Annotated in this window: 14 protein-coding genes; 9 read left to right on the top strand and 5 right to left on the bottom strand. The window is 65.8% G+C overall.

The window, feature by feature from the left end:
* Positions 1 to 15 precede the first annotated feature (15 nt).
* The 5 genes from KB893_RS14385 to mads1 all read right to left on the bottom strand — a co-directional run bounded on the left by KB893_RS14385 (position 16) and on the right by mads1 (position 7,624).
* The gene (locus tag KB893_RS14385; protein ID WP_211927954.1) at positions 16 to 807 is read right to left on the bottom strand and encodes a DUF4391 domain-containing protein; all 792 of its coding nucleotides are present in this window, start codon (positions 805 to 807) and stop codon (positions 16 to 18) included.
* A gap of 8 nt (positions 808 to 815) precedes the next feature.
* Positions 816 to 3,038 carry a S8 family peptidase gene (locus KB893_RS14390; RefSeq protein WP_052156401.1) on the bottom strand — a complete coding sequence of 741 codons (2,223 nt, stop codon included), beginning with the start codon at positions 3,036 to 3,038 and terminating at the stop codon, positions 816 to 818.
* Positions 3,039 to 3,165: 127 nt separating this feature from the next.
* Positions 3,166 to 4,137, bottom strand: coding sequence for an AAA family ATPase (locus KB893_RS14395; protein WP_246505677.1), 972 nt, complete (start codon positions 4,135 to 4,137; stop codon positions 3,166 to 3,168).
* A 62-nt stretch (positions 4,138 to 4,199) separates the two neighbouring features.
* Positions 4,200 to 7,397 carry a helicase-related protein gene (locus KB893_RS14400; protein WP_096861889.1) on the bottom strand — a complete coding sequence of 1,066 codons (3,198 nt, stop codon included), beginning with the start codon at positions 7,395 to 7,397 and terminating at the stop codon, positions 4,200 to 4,202.
* Positions 7,394 to 7,624, bottom strand: coding sequence for a methylation-associated defense system helix-turn-helix domain-containing protein MAD1 (mads1, locus tag KB893_RS14405; protein WP_043496594.1), 231 nt, complete (start codon positions 7,622 to 7,624; stop codon positions 7,394 to 7,396). The genes KB893_RS14400 and mads1 overlap by 4 nt, the downstream gene beginning before the upstream one ends.
* Before the next feature lie 413 nt (positions 7,625 to 8,037).
* Between mads1 and KB893_RS14410 the strand changes: the two genes are divergently transcribed.
* From KB893_RS14410 to KB893_RS14450, 9 genes are read left to right on the top strand one after another with little or no spacing between them, the layout of a single operon-like run.
* Entirely contained in the window at positions 8,038 to 8,409 is a 372-nt protein-coding gene (locus tag KB893_RS14410) for an integrative conjugative element protein, RAQPRD family (RefSeq protein ID WP_096861888.1), read from the top strand.
* On the top strand, positions 8,406 to 8,645 hold the full coding sequence (locus KB893_RS14415; RefSeq protein ID WP_096861887.1) for a TIGR03758 family integrating conjugative element protein: 240 nt from the start codon (positions 8,406 to 8,408) through the stop codon (positions 8,643 to 8,645). Before KB893_RS14410 ends, KB893_RS14415 begins: the two co-directional genes overlap by 4 nt.
* A 22-nt stretch (positions 8,646 to 8,667) precedes the next feature.
* Entirely contained in the window at positions 8,668 to 9,036 is a 369-nt protein-coding gene (locus tag KB893_RS14420) for a TIGR03745 family integrating conjugative element membrane protein (protein WP_031754986.1), read from the top strand.
* 12 nt (positions 9,037 to 9,048) lie between these two features.
* A complete protein-coding gene (locus tag KB893_RS14425) occupies positions 9,049 to 9,459 on the top strand; it encodes a TIGR03750 family conjugal transfer protein (protein ID WP_096861886.1) in 411 nt (136 codons plus the stop codon).
* Positions 9,456 to 10,148: a PFL_4703 family integrating conjugative element protein gene (locus KB893_RS14430; RefSeq protein WP_096861885.1), complete on the top strand. Its 693-nt coding sequence runs from the start codon at positions 9,456 to 9,458 to the stop codon at positions 10,146 to 10,148. The genes KB893_RS14425 and KB893_RS14430 overlap by 4 nt, the downstream gene beginning before the upstream one ends.
* The gene (locus KB893_RS14435) at positions 10,145 to 11,059 is read left to right on the top strand and encodes a TIGR03749 family integrating conjugative element protein (RefSeq protein WP_096861884.1); all 915 of its coding nucleotides are present in this window, start codon (positions 10,145 to 10,147) and stop codon (positions 11,057 to 11,059) included. The genes KB893_RS14430 and KB893_RS14435 overlap by 4 nt, the downstream gene beginning before the upstream one ends.
* Complete coding sequence (locus KB893_RS14440) at positions 11,049 to 12,482, top strand: TIGR03752 family integrating conjugative element protein (protein WP_211926696.1); 1,434 nt, start codon at positions 11,049 to 11,051, stop codon at positions 12,480 to 12,482. Before KB893_RS14435 ends, KB893_RS14440 begins: the two co-directional genes overlap by 11 nt.
* Complete coding sequence (locus KB893_RS14445) at positions 12,463 to 12,897, top strand: TIGR03751 family conjugal transfer lipoprotein (protein WP_211926695.1); 435 nt, start codon at positions 12,463 to 12,465, stop codon at positions 12,895 to 12,897. The genes KB893_RS14440 and KB893_RS14445 overlap by 20 nt, the downstream gene beginning before the upstream one ends.
* On the top strand, positions 12,897 to 15,785 hold the full coding sequence (locus KB893_RS14450; protein WP_211926694.1) for a conjugative transfer ATPase: 2,889 nt from the start codon (positions 12,897 to 12,899) through the stop codon (positions 15,783 to 15,785). Before KB893_RS14445 ends, KB893_RS14450 begins: the two co-directional genes overlap by 1 nt.
* Positions 15,786 to 15,795 lie beyond the last annotated feature (10 nt).

The raw sequence follows: 15,795 nt of genomic DNA on the forward strand, positions 1-15,795 counted from the left end.
TCATTTGTTCGATCTTCAAAGCTGTTCGCGTGCTGCAGCCAGTTGGACCAGCACGCGCTTGAGCGCGAGGTTCAGTTCCACCTGCCGCGCCAGTTGTTTTTCTTTGGCCGCCAGCGTGCGCAAACGGGTCGCCTCGGTTTCCAACCGCGCGCATTCCTGCAGAGCATGGCGACGGATTGCGGCCTGCTCGGGGCCGTCGGCCGCTTTGAACATCCCGGTCAGCTTCGCCGCCAACAGCGCCTGCGCGCTATCCATCCACCCCTGATACAAGGCGAAAAGTGAGGATCGTGGCTGGCGAGTCAAGGCGATGGCCTGAACAAATGCGTTCAACGCGTCGAGAGACGGCGCGTCCTCGGGCAACGACATGGACACCATGTCGCTATCCAGCACCACTTTGCTCGCTTCGTTCTGTGCCCAGCGCTTATGTGCCAAAGAGAGCGTCATGCTCTGTCCGGAGTACAGCAGCAACAGCACCGGATAGGGGACCGCACGGTGCACCAGTTCGGCGAGGCGGGCGGCGTTCGCTGGCCTGATTTTGTCTTGCGCGGGCTGGCTTCGCAGCGTCACAGCAAGCACCGCGACCTCTAGATACTCGCGCAACTCGTCGCGGTAGTCAGGCACGCCGACGGTGTTCGGCTTGAGCGCCGCGACCCACTGTATCTCCTCGACGGTATTGGCGATCAGTCGCTTGTCGGCAGCCGTGGGGGCTCCGTTCTCCAGCAGCAGCTTCTTCGGCACGCGCTGATCGACTCGGCAGCCGTCGGGCAGACCAAGCGAGGCGATGAATCCTGGTACGTCCAGCAGCATGGTTCGCGTCACACCCTCGCACGAGCACGCGCCTGGACGCGGGCTTCAAGCACGGCGCGGACATGGGCGTAGAGCTGGGCATTCGCCTGCTCGCGGTCGGCGAGCACCGCAGCGAGCGCATAGGGTTCTTCGCCATCGCGGCCGTTCGACCATGGGCTGTCCTGGCGAGTCACCACCACGAAGACCTTGTTGCCGTTCGTAAGCGCCTGTTTGAATCTCCAGCGAGAAACCTGCAACGTGCCGTTCTTGCGTGCGTCGTTGGACAGCCAGCGACCGTTGCTGCGCTCTCCCATGCCTTGCTCACGGTTCCGACGGAAAGCCTGTGTCACCTCGTCCAGGCCACTTGCTGTAACTACGGAGAACCACAGCTTGCTCATGCGGTAGTCCAGCCGCGTGGTACGGACGGCTGGACTGTGCGCCAGGGCAACCGTTATCTCCCGCGTACGGCGGCCGCCCGCCCAGAAGCTGTCAGGCAGCGGCAGCTCGAAAAAATGGTGTTGGTCGTTGCCGATGCGCTCTTCGGTCAGCAAGGTGACGGTGTGGTCCAACGACCGAAAGAGGGCAGCATCCTCTACACACCCATAGCCGATCAGACGCAGCAGCTTGTCGCGCCCTTCACCGTTGCCGTCGGGGTTGAGCAAGCTCTCGCAGGCTTGCGGCCAGCCGGCATGCGCGCCGATCAACGCACGCAACAGGTTCGGTGTGGCATTCGGCAGTTCGGCCAGGATCCTAGCCGCCTTATGCGCGACGACCGGGGCAGCATAGCTCGTCCCAATGTCCTCGCTGAATCCTGATCCGCCGGCAAAGCCGCCGTTGAGCGAGACCACGCCCAGCCCTGCGTGCCGCGGACGTGCAACCGCCCGCATCAGCGCGACATTGCCGGCATGCTCGACGACATCGGGTTTGATCGCGCCATTGATCGACAAGCCGCATCGCGTAAGCGGAAACGGCTGGTCAGTTCGCGCCAATGGTTGATCCTCAAGGGCGTTCGGATGCCGCTGCGCGTCCCTCGTCGCTTCGTTCTGTGCAATACCGCCTACCGTGAGCGCGTTCAGGGCAGTGGCCGGATCGAGCAAGCGCGCGAAGTCGGCAAGCAGATAGTCGGGATAGCGTTCTCGCGCGTCGGCTGGCAGCTCGGAAAGGTGCAGGTTGCCGGTGGGCACTACGAACAGGACACCGATCTCCCGCGTCAGGCGATCCAGGGTGTAGGCCAAGCCGCGAACGTGGCGCCCGTCATAGACCTTGTTGAGATCGCCATAGCTCAGATTGAAGACACGACACCCGTACTGGCCGTGCAACTCGCGCACAGCCTCCTCCACCGCCTTCTCGACGAACTCGGTCTGGTCGTTGCCGTCGTCATTGAAGACCTTCCCGGAGAACAGCCGGAGCTGCGGGACGAAGCGCCCGTCGCGGATCGCAGCCCCCACGTCCCCATACAGCGCCAAGCCGGCGACAAAAGTTCCGTGCCAGGGCTCATCGTCATGCGGGGTCCGATGGGGAGAAAGGTAGCCTTGTGCATCGCCCACTGCCGGCCCCAGCAAGGGGTGTCCCGGCGTCAGTCCCGAATCGAGTACGGCGACGGACGGAGCGCCGCCATCTGGAGGCAAGACAGCGGGAAACTGGTTGACGTCAGTGAGCAGCAACTGGACGGCAATGCCGAGTCGCGGCGGAAGGTCGACCGTGCGCACGTCGCGATGCCGCAGGACCCGATCCGCTTGCTCTCGCGTACAGCGCATCCGCACCATCAGGAGGGAAGGCTGCGTGAGGCTATCCAGCCGCTCTATGCCGTATTCCTGCAGCCAGCGGGAAAACGCCTCCATGAGCGCCTGGCGTCTGTCTTGCCGCTCCTGGGGCCACAGTTCGACGTCGAGCGTGAAGGACTCCTCGGCGGGAAACCCCTGCTCGCGTAGCGCCGCGCCGGTACGGTCCTGGGACGTCCAATGGTCGAAGTCCTCGATGACAAACAGGAGTTCCTTGCGCGTCACCACGCCGTCGCGGGCGAGTGTGCTGAGACGACTCTCGAACTCTGCGAGACCCTCTTCCGTCGCGAAGGCCAGCACGATGGACTCGTCTTCCTGGCTGACGATCTCAACACCGGGAATCGTGTCGAATGCAGGAACGCTCTTGTCGCCAGCGCGCAGTTGAATCTTAAGGAGCTTTCGGTCATCGAAACCACCTAGATCTTCGGCGTCGATTCGCCCTCGCGCCACGACGAGCTTCTGCGCCAACATCGCGCCATGCGCTCGGGGGTCGGCCGGCGGCCGAACACCGGGATGTCGTCTTGGATGCCGTTCAGTCGACGGTGCCTCTCGCTGCAGGCGCAGGTGCTCGTAAGCCACAGTCTCTTACCCCCCCAACTCAGCTCTTATGGCGGTATTCGCGAGCCAGCGCGGTATCGATGTGGGCCTTCTCAAGGAACTCCCGTCCGGACAGGATCATTTCCTTCACCGCCCGGCGCAGTACGCGCTCGATATCGGCATGGGACATTCCTTTGAACTGCGAGGCAACCTGGCCGTCGTCCGCCTCGAAATTTCGTCGAATGCCGGACAGCTTCAATGACAGCAGGCGTTTGATCTGCTCCAGACTGGGCAGCTCGAAACGCAAGATCTCGTCGAAACGCCGCCACACCGCCTTGTCCAGCAGGGACTCGTAGTTGGTCGTGGCGATGAGGATGCTCTCCCCACGGTAGCCGTCCATCATCTGCAGGACTGCGTTCACGGAGCGCTTCAGCTCGCCGTGATCGGCGCTGTCGCCACGATCCTTGGTCAGCGCATCGAATTCGTCGAAGAGCGCCACCACCGGCTGACTCGCCACGTAGTCGAACACTTTGCGCAGATTGGCCGCCGTCTCACCCAGGAAGGACGAAATAAGCGAATCGAGCCGGACCAGAACCAGGGGCATCGACAAGCTGTGCGCGATGACCTCCGCAGCCAGCGTCTTGCCGCAACCCGGCGGCCCACAAAACAAGAGCTTCTGCGCGGGATGCATCCCAAAGGATCGCAACACATCGGCACGGTTGTGCTCCATCAGAATCTCATCCAGCGCCGACTTCGTAGCGTCAGAGAGGATGATGTCCTTTTCCTCTCGAATCACGGCACGCTCTTCGAGCAGCGCCAGACCATTGTCCTTGTTCGTGGGCAGATTGGTCACGGCATGCAGCCTGCGGGAGCCAGGACCGGGTTTGGCCTGATCGCCGTAGAGCAGGTGCTCGAGATCGTTGGCGAGCAGATGATGGTTCTTCTCGCGCTCTTCCTTGATGACCGCTTCGGAGGCGGAACGGAATCTGGCGAGATCCCCTTGTACGCCGGATTTGATCAGTTGCCTGAGCAATTTTCCGCTAGCCATAAATGTCCCCTAGATTCTTCAACGCATGCTCTCGGTAAGTTTCCTGTTCACTCTTGGGACAGCACTACCATGAATGCCAACACTTCAAAGTCATTGCTTCCGGCGAACTCGCCTTTGATGGCATGCGTGCCGCCCGGCGAAAACAGACTGGCCACTGCGCGTTCCTCGTTCTTGCCGACAACCGACGCTACGCTTGCTGCGAGCAGCTTTTGCGCATGGCGCATGTCTTCGCCGTGCTTGGTGGCCTTGTCGAAGCGGGCGCAGGCGCCAGCGTCGGGCAGGTCACGACCCAGCGCCAGGCGCTTGAGCCGGTCGAGAATGCGTTTGGCCTGGGTGTAGTGCAGCAACACGGCACCGTCGTCGCCGACGTGGACGAGGTAATGGGGTGCCAAGGGGTAGTCCGATTCCTTGGCTTTGTGTGCCGCCGGGCCCTCGGCGCGCAGGCAGAAGATGACCCCGGGCGGGATATCGGCATCGATGCTGGTGGTGACGGCGTAGGCGCCCAGCGGCTGGTTGTCCAGTTTGCCGGGATGCGCCTTGAGGTGCTGGGCCAAATCGATGCGGAAGTCGGTGAGCGTCAGGTCGGTAATTGATACGCCGGTGGACAGGTCTTCCAGGTCGATTACCGTGTCCTGCAACTTGAGCAGCTGCTTGCGCCGGTACTCCAGATCGTTCATCGGGTTGCCGGACTGTTGCTCGATGAGGTTTTCCTCACCGGTGGCGGAGACGTCGAGTAGCACCATGCGGCCGCTGACACGCTGTTCCAGATTGATGTATTCCTCCAGCTCCATGTTGGGCCAGAAGTTAACCAACTGGATGCGTTCGTTGGGGGAGCCGATGCGGTCGATCCGGCCGAAGCGCTGGATGATGCGCACCGGGTTCCAGTGGATGTCGTAGTTGATCAGCCAGTCGCAGTCCTGCAGGTTCTGGCCTTCGGAAATACAGTCGGTGGCGAAGAGCAGGTCCAGCTCGCCCTCGTCGGCCAAATCCGCCGGCCGCTCCTTGGAGCGCGGCGAGAACGCCGTAAGGATGGACGCCAAGTCCTTGCGCAGATGTGGCAGCGTGCTCTGATTTCGGCCCGCACCGGTAACGAGCGCCGACTCGATGCCGAGCGTGGCCTTCGCCCACGGCGCCAGTTGCGCGTAGAGGTATTCGGCGGTGTCCGCGAAGGCGGTGAAGACGATGAACTTGCGGTTGCCGGCATTGATCGGGTTGCAGCATTTGTCCTCGATCATGTTGCGCAAGGCGGCCAGCTTGGCGTCCCGAGCAGCATCGACCTGCTTGGCTGCGGCCAGCAGGGTGGCCAGACGGTTACGGTCTTCGATCAGGTCTTGTTTCCAACGGATGAGGTCGACGTCGCTGAGCAGTACCTTGACCTTGCGCCCGACCAGCAAGGTCTCGAAGGCGGGGTCATCGATGTCGACGTCGGCGATGTCGATTTCCTCGATGTCGGAAGCAGAAACCTCGATGCGTGCGAGCGTGGTCTCCACGTCGCGAAGCTGGCGCTCGACGGTCAAGGTGAACGAGGACACCGCGCTTTCCATGCGCTTGAGCACGTTGACTCGCAGCAGGTGGATCAGGCTCTCTTCGCGGTCCACCTGGCGGAAGAAGCTTTCGCCCCCGCGGATCTGGGTGCTGTACTTTGCGTCGTATGCGGCTTGTTTGTGGGGCAGGACGTAGCGCAATGGCGCATAGCTGGCCAGATTGAGCCGCCGGATTTCGAGGTTGATGTCCCGGATGCTGCGGAACTCGCCGGCACGGTCCACATCGGCCTTGATGTTGATCGGTGGCAGACGATCCGGGAAGCGCCCCGTCTCACTGGTGCCGTAGTACTTCTCGATGTGCTTGCGCGAGCGAGCGATGGTGAGGTGATCCAGTAGGGTGAAGTAGTCGAAGCCCAGCATCTCGACCAGCCTCGCGGGTGTCTTTTCGGACTCGTCGAGGTTCAACCAGCGGTTGAACTGGGTCTGCGCCTTGCGGGTGGTCGCCTCGATGCTGGCGATGCCGTGTTCCAGCAAGGCGGTGTCGTCGCCCTCCGTGACGAAGGCGATCTGGTTGCGCAGGTCGGCCAAGCGGTTATTGACGGGCGTGGCCGACAGCATCAGGACCCGCGTCTTGACACCTTCCTTGATGATCCGTCGCATCAGACGGTCGTAGCGAGATTCCTTGCCCTTGTGCGTGGCTTTATTGCGGAAGTTGTGGGACTCATCAATCACCACCAGGTCGTAGTTGCCCCAGTTCACGTGCGACAGATCGATGTCGCCAGACGTGCCGCCGTCGCGCGAGAGATCGGTGTGGTTCAGGACATCGTAGTTGAAGCGGTCGGCCGCCAGGACGTTGCGCTTGTCGTTGGCCTTGTAGAGCGTCCAGTTGTCGCGCAAGCGCTTGGGTGCCAGTACCAGCACGCGATCGTTGCGCAGCTCGTGGTACTTGATGATCGCCAGGGCCTCGAAGGTTTTGCCGAGGCCCACGCTGTCGGCGATGATGCAGCCGCCGAAGCGGTTGAGCTTGTCGATGGCGCCGACCACACCATCACGCTGGAACTTGAAGAGCTTCTTCCACACCACCGTATTGCGGATACCCGTGGCGGACTTGACGATGCGCTCCTCATCCATCTCGTCGCCGCTGTCGCGAAAAAGGTGATGCAGGATGAGTGCATACAAGGAGAAGGGGGCGCGGTGCTCGCCAATCGTGCGGAGAGCTTCGAGCAAAACTTCACGCCCACTGGCGTCTGCAGAGTGAGTCCGCAGAGCGGACCATTGATGATCGAACCATCTGGCAAGTTGCGCGGCCTCATCGGCCGACTCGGAAACCTGGATCAAGCTCAACGGGTTTCCCGGAGTCAAGCCGAGCCCATCGGTGCTGAAGGCAAAGGAACCGAGAACCACCTGCTCAGGCTGCTCTTGACCATTTCGTATGACTGCCGCCCCTTGCGGCACCGGGCCCGCAGCTCGCCGCAAGTCGACCTTGTCGCCGATCCATTTCGCACACTGGTTGGCCAGCCACCGGACCTGTAGACGGTTGCGTGCGGCACGATCGCCTTCGACACCCAAGAACCCCAACTCCGCGTCGCCGGGAGGCAGAACGAGCTGGACGCGTTCCAGCGCCGTGAGCGCATCTCGCAGCTCTGCAAACGCGAAGAGGGAGAACAACGGGGTCACACAGCCGAGCTGGTTGCCATGCTTTAGGTGGGGGCGCATTAGGTCGATGACGCGGTCTGCGCCCGTGTTGTGGATCAGTTTCATGACCGGCGCCCCCCTTTCAACAGATCATCTCCGCCTTGCTGCTGATCGCCCGATGACTGCTGTTTGATCCAGCCGTCGATATCCGCACGGGAGAAGCGCCATATCCCGCCCACCTTAAAGGCCGGAATCTTCTTGGCGGCCGCCAAGCGATAGACCGTGCGCTTGCCCACCTTGAGGTAGGCAGCCACTTCATCGAGGGTCAATATCTGTCCGGGCTCGTCTTTCATTGCTTCCCCACCCCGTGAGGGTGGCACAGGCGGTAGTGACAATCCTGGCAAGTGTAGAGCAAACCAGTGCAATGCTGAACAGTTAAATGCGCAGTTCGCCGGCGTGAAGTCATCCAGTTCGTGAGGGGATAGCCCCACCACGGGGGCGAGCGCCACGTCGCGTCAAGCCGCCACCGCGGTGACGACCTTGGCCAGCGGAGAGAAGTAGGCGCACCGCGCCAGCAGGGTTTCCACATCAGTGACCGGCCCGTCTTGCTCTAGCAGCCAAGTCCTGGACTCCCGGCCCTGGTCCGGAAACGGCGCTACGCCAACCATCGAGGCAAATCCGGTGCACCGCCCGTTCCGATTCTTTGCGGCACACCCAAGCTTCACGCCGCAGCATCCCGCCATCCAGACGACTGTGGAACGGCGTGATGACACCCCTTGGCAACCCGACGACCGCCTGCCGCCGTGTGCCGGCCCTGGCCTTGGCGCTGACCATCGCGCTGGCCGGCGCATCGCCCGCATCGGCCGGCGATGCCACCGCTGAACACGAGCAACTGGCGGCCCTCGCCCGCCAGCTCGACCTGATCGACCGCCTCGCCGAGCACGCCGCCCATACCGCTCCGCAGGAACGCGCCCGCTACCACTTCGACTACGCCCGGCTGCGTGCCGACCTGAAGCGCGTTCGCGCCGGCCTGCAGGACTACCTCGTGCCCCAGCGCGCCCAGCCGCGCGATCCCGTCCCGCTGGCCGGCGATTACGTCCGCCGCGACCGCGCCGACGGCGAGGAGCCGTCGCCATGACGCCCTCTGCCGATCAGGTCGCCGCCTTCCAGGCCAACGGCGGCTTCGCGCCTTCGGCGGTTTCTGCCGTGGTGCTCGCTTTCGTGTTCGCCGTGTTGCTGCTGTGGGGCGTGTGGGCCATGCGCACCGCCTACGTCGGCTGGGCCGAGCACCGCATCACTGAACGTCAGTTCCTCGCCGTCGTCGTGCGCTTCGTGGCGATGTACCTGGTGCTGACCTTCCTCCTCCTCTCCTGACCGTCACGAAAGGCCATACGCCATGAACACTCCACCGACATCCCATCGCATTCCGTCCCGCATCGCCGCACCGCTGCTGCCGCTGGCGCTCGCGGGCCTGCCGCTGTCGGCCTTCGCGCAGGGCCTGCCGACCATGGAAGACCCATCGCGCGGCCAGGGCAGCGGCATCCTGCAGACCTTGCAGAACTACGGCTACGACATCGTGCTGCTGATCGCGCTGCTCGTGGTCGCCTCGATGTTCGTCGGTGTCTGCTATCACGCCTACACACGCTACTCGGAGATCCACACCGGCCGCGCCACCTGGGGCCAGTTCGGCCTGACGGTCGCCGTGGGCGCGATCCTGCTGGTGGTCGGCATCTGGCTGCTCACCAAAGCCACCGGCGTGCTGTAAGGGCGGCAAGCGATGGTCGTCCCTTCGGAGACCCCGCGCGACACGCTGGTGACCTTCCTGCCGCACCGGCTGAACCGCCAGCCGGTGGTCGTGCGCGGGCTGACCGCCGACGAGTTGTGGATCTGCGCCGGCCTGTCGGCCGCAGCCGGATTCGCGCTCGGCCTGCCGCTGGCCTGGCTCACGCACAGCATCGCCATGGTGCCCACGCTGATCGTCGCCGGCATCGCGCTGGGCGTCTTCGTCGGCGGCGGCTTCCTGCGTGCGCAGAAGCGCGGCCGGCCCGACACCTGGCTGTACCGGCAGCTCCAGTGGCGGTTGGCCCTCAGGCATCCGGCGCTGGCGGCGCTCCTGGGCGGCCAGCGCCTCATCACCCGCTCGGGCTACTGGACGACCCGGCGCAACGCCAATCGAGGTGCGCCATGAGCCGTTTCAGGAACGAGGTTGCGCACCTGCAGGCGCACGTGAAGACGCTGCGCCTGGGGGCCGGCGCATTGTTCGTGGTGGCGCTGCTGCTCGGCTTCGGCTGGTGGAGTGCGCCGAAGAGTCTCACCATCCATGTGCCGCCGGACTTGCGCTCGGGCAGCACGCGCAAGTGGTGGGACGTGCCGCCCGAGAGCGTGTATGCCTTCTCGTTCTACATCTGGCAGCAGGTGCAGCGCTGGCCCACGAACGGCGAAGAAGACTATCCGCGCAACCTGCGCGCGCTGTCGGCCTACCTGACTCCGAGCTGCCGGGCCTTTCTGCAACAGGACTACGAGTACCGGCGCGCCAGTGGCGAGCTGCGTCAGCGCGTGCGCGGCATCTACGAGATTCCCGGCCGCGGCTACGGCGATGATCCGGCCTCGCGCGTCAAGATGGTCTCCGACCGCGATTGGATCGTCACGCTCGACGTGAGCGCGGACGAGTACTACGGCTCCGAGCAGGTCAAGCGCGCCCTGGTGCGCTACCCCATCAAGGTCGTCCGGCTGGACATCGACCCCGAGCGCAACCCCTTCGGCCTGGCGCTGGACTGCTACGCCGGCGCACCCCAGCGCATCGAAACGCCGCCGACGCCGACCCAGGCCGGCGCGCCCGCCAACGCCTCCGGCCACCTGCAGGGAGACTCTCCATGAAGTCCGTTGCCTTGTCGGCCCTGGCCGGCGTCCTGCTGATCCTCGGTTTCGTGCCGGCCAGCCAGGCCGTGGAAATCCTGCGCTGGGAGCGGCTGCCCCTGCCGGTGCAGCTGGTGGTCGGCCAGGAGCGCGTGGTCTTCATCGACCGCAATGTGCGCGTCGGCGTGCCGGCCGGCGTCGGCGACCACCTGCGCGTGCAGAGTGCGGGCGGTGCGATCTACCTGCGGGCGAGCGAGCCGATTCCGCCCACGCGGCTGCAACTGCAGGACGTGGAATCCGGCGCGCTGATCCTGCTCGACATCGCCGCCGAGCCGGCGAAGGACGGCCAGGCGCCGCTGGAGCCGGTGCGCATCGTGGAAGCGGAAGCCCCCGCGAAGCGCTACGGCGGCGGTGCAGCAAGCGGCGCGGACGAGCAGGCCGATGCGCCCGCAGACAAATCCGTTCCCCGGCGCGAAACGCCGGTACCGGTCGTGCTGACGCGCCATGCCGCACAGAACCTGTATGCGCCGCTGCGCACCGTCGAGCCTGTCGCCGGCATCGGGCGCGTGAACCTGCGCCGCGGCCTCGCGCTGGACACCTTGCTGCCGACGCTGCCGGTACGCGCGCGAGCACTGGCCGCGTGGCGCCTGGAAGACCAGTGGGTGACGGCCGTGCGACTCACCAACACCTCGGCGCGCTGGCTCGACCTCGACCCGCGCGCCCTGCAGGGGAACTTCGTGGCGGCGACCTTCCAGCATCCGAACCTGGGGCCGGCCGGCTCCCCGTCCGACACCACGGTGCTCTACCTGGTTACGCGCGGCCACGGCCTGGCCGAGTCGCTGCTGCCGGCGCTGAGCCCGATCGACGCCACCGTGAACCTGCCGCCGGCCGCCGCGGCCGGCTCGACCGGAGGAGCGCGCGATGAAGAGTAATCCGCTGCTCAAGTGGTTGCTGATCCCGATGGCGCTGCTGCTGGTGTTCGTCGGCGTCAAGCTGTTCTCCGGTGCGCCCGGCGGCCAGCCCGCCTCCAAGGGCGCGGCCAGCACGCTCACGCCCGAGGAGATGAAAGCCCTGGGCATCGCAGGCGACACGCCGCGCGATACCGTCGCCACGCTGGTGGCCCAGGTGAAGCAGTTGCGCACCGAGCTGCAGAGCGCGCTCGGCGACAACAAGCAGCACAAGGCCGAGAACGAGCGCCTGCGTGCGCGGGAAAGCGCGATCGACCAACGCATCCAGAGCGCGCTGGAAGGCGAACGCAACCGGCTGGAGCAGGAGCGCAACCAGGTGGCCAGCGACAGGCAGCAGACCCAGGGGCTGCTGCAGGATCTGCAGCGGCAATTGGACGGCCTTTCCGGCAAGGGTGGCCCGTCCGACCTGCCCGTCGGACTGGGGCTGGAAGAAGGTGACGGCAAGCGCTTCAACCGCGGCACCAGTGGCACGCAGTGGGTCGAGCCCGACGATGCCAAGGTCGACGCCAGGAACGGCAGCAAGGAGCCGAGCTTTCCCCTGAGCTTCGGGCCGGCTCAGAAAAGCCTGTCGGCCGCAGTGGAATCCGTCGCCGACGTCGGCAGCCGCGCGGTGGGCGCATCCACGAATGCTGTCTACACCGTGCCGTCGAACTCGACGCTCATGGGGTCGATTGCCATGACGGCGCTGATCGGGCGCGTGCCGATCGATGGAACCGTCAACGACCCGTACCCGTTCAAGGTGCTGATCGGCCCGGACAACCTCACGGCCAACGGCATCGACATCCCCGATGTGGCCGGCGCCGTGGTCAGCGGCACGGCATCGGGCGACTGGACGCTCTCGTGCGTGCGCGGGCAAATCCGCTCGGTCACGTTCGTGTTCCAGGACGGCACCATCCGCACGGTGCCGGAGGACAGCAGCAAGGGCGGCAGCAACAGCGGCAACGCGGGGCACAACGGCGCCAGCATCCAGGGCGGCCTGGGCTGGATCAGCGACCCCTACGGCATTCCCTGCGTCAGCGGCGAGCGGCGCAGCAACGCCCAGCAGTACCTGGGGAGCCAGGCGCTCATCACCGCAGCCGGCGCCGGCGCGGCCTCGCTCATCAAGTCCGACAACGGCAGCGTGGCCGTGGTCGCCAACAGCAACGGCTCGCTGGGCACCGTCGGCATCAGCGGCAACGAAGCGATGGGCCGCATCCTCGCGGGCGGCGTGCGCGACATGGCCGATTGGGTCAACAAGCTCTACGGCCAGGCCTTCGCGGCGGTCTACGTGCAGCCGGGCGCCAAAGTGGCCGTGCATCTGGAGCAGCCGCTCGACATCGACTACGACGCCAAGGGGCGTCGGGTCCACCACCGCACCGGAGAAGCCCATGCCTCGGATCTGGATTGACGCGGCCGCCGTGCTGCTGGCGGCCACCCTGCTCGGCGGCTGCGCTACCAGCAAGGAGAAGCTGCTGCCGCACGGCGACAGCACCATGCTCGACATCTGGCATCAGGAGACCGGCGGAAGCGCGGGCGGCGGCCAGGCCGCCCGGCAACTGCTCGATGCGCGCCAGGGCCTGCGCCGGCCGCTGACCGAGGCCGATGTGCAGGCGGCGCCAGGCATGCAGGCGCGCTACACCCGTACCGCGCAGAACGAGATTCACCGCCAGTTCCACCGCCTGCCGAATCCCGACCTGGTGATGTACGTGTTCCCGCACCTGGCGGGCACCGACCCGGTGCCGGTGCCCGGCTACAGCACGGTGTTCCCGCTCTACCAGCGCGTGCAGTACGCGATGCCGGGCGAGCGCGTGGAGGACTACTGATGGCCTGGTCGCTGCCGTGGTCACGCAAGCCCGACGCATCGCCTGCTGACGCCGCGGATGCGACCGATGATGCCTGGGCACGGCACGTAACGGCCTTGGCGGCACAGGGTGTCGCCGAGCCGGGCAGCGCGCTCGGCCGGGGCCGGCGCAGGCCGGCCACCCAGGCCGACCACGATGCGCTCTATGGCGTCGCGCCGTCGTTCGCGGACTTGCTGCCCTGGGTCGAGTGCCTGCCCGGCAGCAAGTGCATGTTGCTGGAAGACGGCCAGTCGGTGGCAGCCTTCTTCGAGCTGGCGCCGGTCGGCACCGAGGGCCGCGAGATGGCCTGGCTATGGCAGGCGCGCGATGCGCTGGAGAACGCCCTGCAGGACTCCTTCGACGAGTTGGACGACAACCCCTGGGTGGTGCAGCTCTACGCCCAGGACGAGGCCGACTGGGACAACTATCTGCGCTCCCTGGCGAACTATCTGCAGCCGCGTGCGCAGGGCAGCGCGTTCAGCGACTTCTACCTGCGCTTCTTCGCCCATCACCTGCGGGCCATCGCCAAGCCGGGTGGCCTGTTCGAGGACACCACGGTGACGCGCCTGCCGTGGCGCGGCCAGGTCCGGCGCGTGCGCATGGTGGTCTACCGCCGCACGTCCGCGGCCTCGGCCTCGCGGCGCGGCCAGTCGCCCGAGCAGGCGCTGACCACGATCTGCGACCGCCTCGCCGGCGGGCTGGCCAATGCCGGCGTGAAAGCCCGGCGTCTCGGCGCGGCGGACATCCACGCCTGGCTGCTGCGCTGGTTCAACCCGAATCCGACCTTGCTCGGCGCCACTGCCGAAGATCGGGAACGCTTCTACGCGCTGACCCGCTACCCGGAAGAGCGGGAGGAGGGCGAGATCGAACTCGCCAGCGGCACCGATTTCGCGCAGCGCCTGTTCTTCGGCCAGCCCCGCTCGGACGTGCCCAACGGCCTGTGGTTCTTCGACGGCATGCCGCATCGGGTGATCGTGATGGATCGCCTGCGCACGCCGCCCGTGACGGGCCATCTGACGGGCGAGACGCGCAAAGGCGGCGATGCCATGAACGCGCTGTTCGACCAGATGCCCGAGGACACGGTGATGTGCCTGACGCTGGTCGCCACACCCCAGGACGTGCTGGAGGCGCACCTCAACCACCTCGCCAGGAAGGCCGTCGGCGAGACCCTGGCCTCGGAGCAGACCCGGCAGGACGTGCAGCAGGCGCGCGGGCTGATCGGCAGCGCGCACAAGCTCTACCGTGGCGCGCTGGCGTTCTACCTGCGCGGCCGCGACCTGGCCCAGCTCGATGCGCGCGGCCTGCAGCTCGTCAACGTGATGCTCAACGCCGGCCTGCAACCGGTACGCGAAGAGGACGAGGTGGCGCCGCTGAACAGCTATCTACGCTGGCTGCCGTGCGTGTTCGATCCGGCGGCCGACAAGCGCCAGTGGTACACCCAGCTCATGTTCGCGCAACATGCGGCGAACCTGGCGCCGGTCTGGGGCCGCAGTCAGGGCACGGGGCATCCGGGCATCACGTTCTTCAACCGCGGCGGCGGCCCGATCACCTTCGATCCGTTGAACCGCCTCGACCGGCAGATGAACGCGCATCTATTCCTGTTCGGCCCCACGGGTTCGGGCAAGAGCGCGACGCTCAACAACATCCTGAACCAGGTGACGGCGATCTACCGGCCGCGCCTGTTCATCGTCGAGGCGGGCAACAGCTTCGGCCTGTTCGGCGACTTCGCGGCACGGCTGGGCCTCACCGTGCATCGGGTGAAGCTCGCGCCGGGCGCGGGCGTCAGTCTGGCTCCGTTCGCCGACGCCTGGCGCCTGGTCGATACGCCGAGCCAGGTACAGACACTGGACGCCGATGCGCTCGACGAAGACCAGACCGATGCCGGCATGGCCGTGGAAGGCGACGAGCAGCGCGACGTGCTCGGCGAGCTGGAGATCACTGCACGGCTGATGATTACCGGCGGCGAGGACAAGGAAGAAGCGCGCATGACGCGCGCCGACCGCAGCCTGATCCGCCAGTGCATTCTCGATGCGGCCCAGCATTGCGTGGCGGACAGACGCACGGTGCTCACGCGCGATGTGCGCGACGCGCTGCGCGAGCGCGCCCGCGACGCCACGCTGCCGGAGATGCGGCGCGCACGGCTGCTGGAGATGGCCGACGCCATGGATATGTTCTGCCAGGACGTGGACGGCGAGATGTTCGACCGGTCCGGCACGCCGTGGCCCGAGGCGGACATCACCATCGTGGACCTGGCCACCTTCGCGCGCGAGGGCTACAACGCCCAACTCTCGATTGCCTACATCTCGCTCATCAACACCGTCAACAACATCGCCGAGCGCGACCAGTTCCTGGGCCGTCCGATCATCAACGTGACGGACGAAGGCCACATCATCACGAAGAACCCGCTGCTCGCGCCCTACGTGGTCAAGATCACCAAGATGTGGCGCAAGCTCGGCGCCTGGTTCTGGCTCGCCACGCAGAACCTCGACGACTTGCCGAAGGCGGCCGAGCCCATGCTCAACATGATCGAGTGGTGGATCTGCCTGTCGATGCCACCCGATGAAGTGGAGAAGATCGCGCGCTTCCGCGAACTCAACGCTTCGCAGAAGGCGCTGATGCTCTCGGCGCGCAAGGAGGCCGGCAAGTTCAGCGAGGGCGTCATCCTGTCCAAGTCGATGGAGGTGCTGTTCCGCGCCGTGCCGCCCAGCCTCTACCTGGCGATGGCGATGACCGAGCCCGAGGAGAAGGCCGAACGCTTCCAGTTGATGCAGCAGCACGGCATCAGCGAACTGGATGCCGCCTTCCGCGTGGCCGAGAAGATCGACCGCGCGCGGGGCATCGAACCTCTGACGCTGGACACGCTGGCCTGACGGGAGCAAC

Origin of the sequence: Coralloluteibacterium stylophorae, assembly GCF_018122625.2 — a bacterium.
In the GTDB taxonomy this organism is placed as follows: Bacteria; Pseudomonadota; Gammaproteobacteria; order Xanthomonadales; family Xanthomonadaceae; genus Coralloluteibacterium; species Coralloluteibacterium stylophorae.

Coding starts and splice junctions, on each gene's coding strand:
- KB893_RS14385 (WP_211927954.1), bottom strand. CDS start 807: ATGCTGCTGGACGTACCAGGATTCATCGCCTCGCTTGGTCTGCCCGAC.
- KB893_RS14390 (WP_052156401.1), bottom strand. CDS start 3,038: ATGTTGGCGCAGAAGCTCGTCGTGGCGCGAGGGCGAATCGACGCCGAA.
- KB893_RS14400 (WP_096861889.1), bottom strand. CDS start 7,397: ATGAAACTGATCCACAACACGGGCGCAGACCGCGTCATCGACCTAATG.
- mads1 (WP_043496594.1), bottom strand. CDS start 7,624: ATGAAAGACGAGCCCGGACAGATATTGACCCTCGATGAAGTGGCTGCC.
- KB893_RS14410 (WP_096861888.1), top strand. CDS start 8,038: ATGACACCCCTTGGCAACCCGACGACCGCCTGCCGCCGTGTGCCGGCC.
- KB893_RS14415 (WP_096861887.1), top strand. CDS start 8,406: ATGACGCCCTCTGCCGATCAGGTCGCCGCCTTCCAGGCCAACGGCGGC.
- KB893_RS14420 (WP_031754986.1), top strand. CDS start 8,668: ATGAACACTCCACCGACATCCCATCGCATTCCGTCCCGCATCGCCGCA.
- KB893_RS14425 (WP_096861886.1), top strand. CDS start 9,049: ATGGTCGTCCCTTCGGAGACCCCGCGCGACACGCTGGTGACCTTCCTG.
- KB893_RS14430 (WP_096861885.1), top strand. CDS start 9,456: ATGAGCCGTTTCAGGAACGAGGTTGCGCACCTGCAGGCGCACGTGAAG.
- KB893_RS14435 (WP_096861884.1), top strand. CDS start 10,145: ATGAAGTCCGTTGCCTTGTCGGCCCTGGCCGGCGTCCTGCTGATCCTC.
- KB893_RS14440 (WP_211926696.1), top strand. CDS start 11,049: ATGAAGAGTAATCCGCTGCTCAAGTGGTTGCTGATCCCGATGGCGCTG.
- KB893_RS14445 (WP_211926695.1), top strand. CDS start 12,463: ATGCCTCGGATCTGGATTGACGCGGCCGCCGTGCTGCTGGCGGCCACC.
- KB893_RS14450 (WP_211926694.1), top strand. CDS start 12,897: ATGGCCTGGTCGCTGCCGTGGTCACGCAAGCCCGACGCATCGCCTGCT.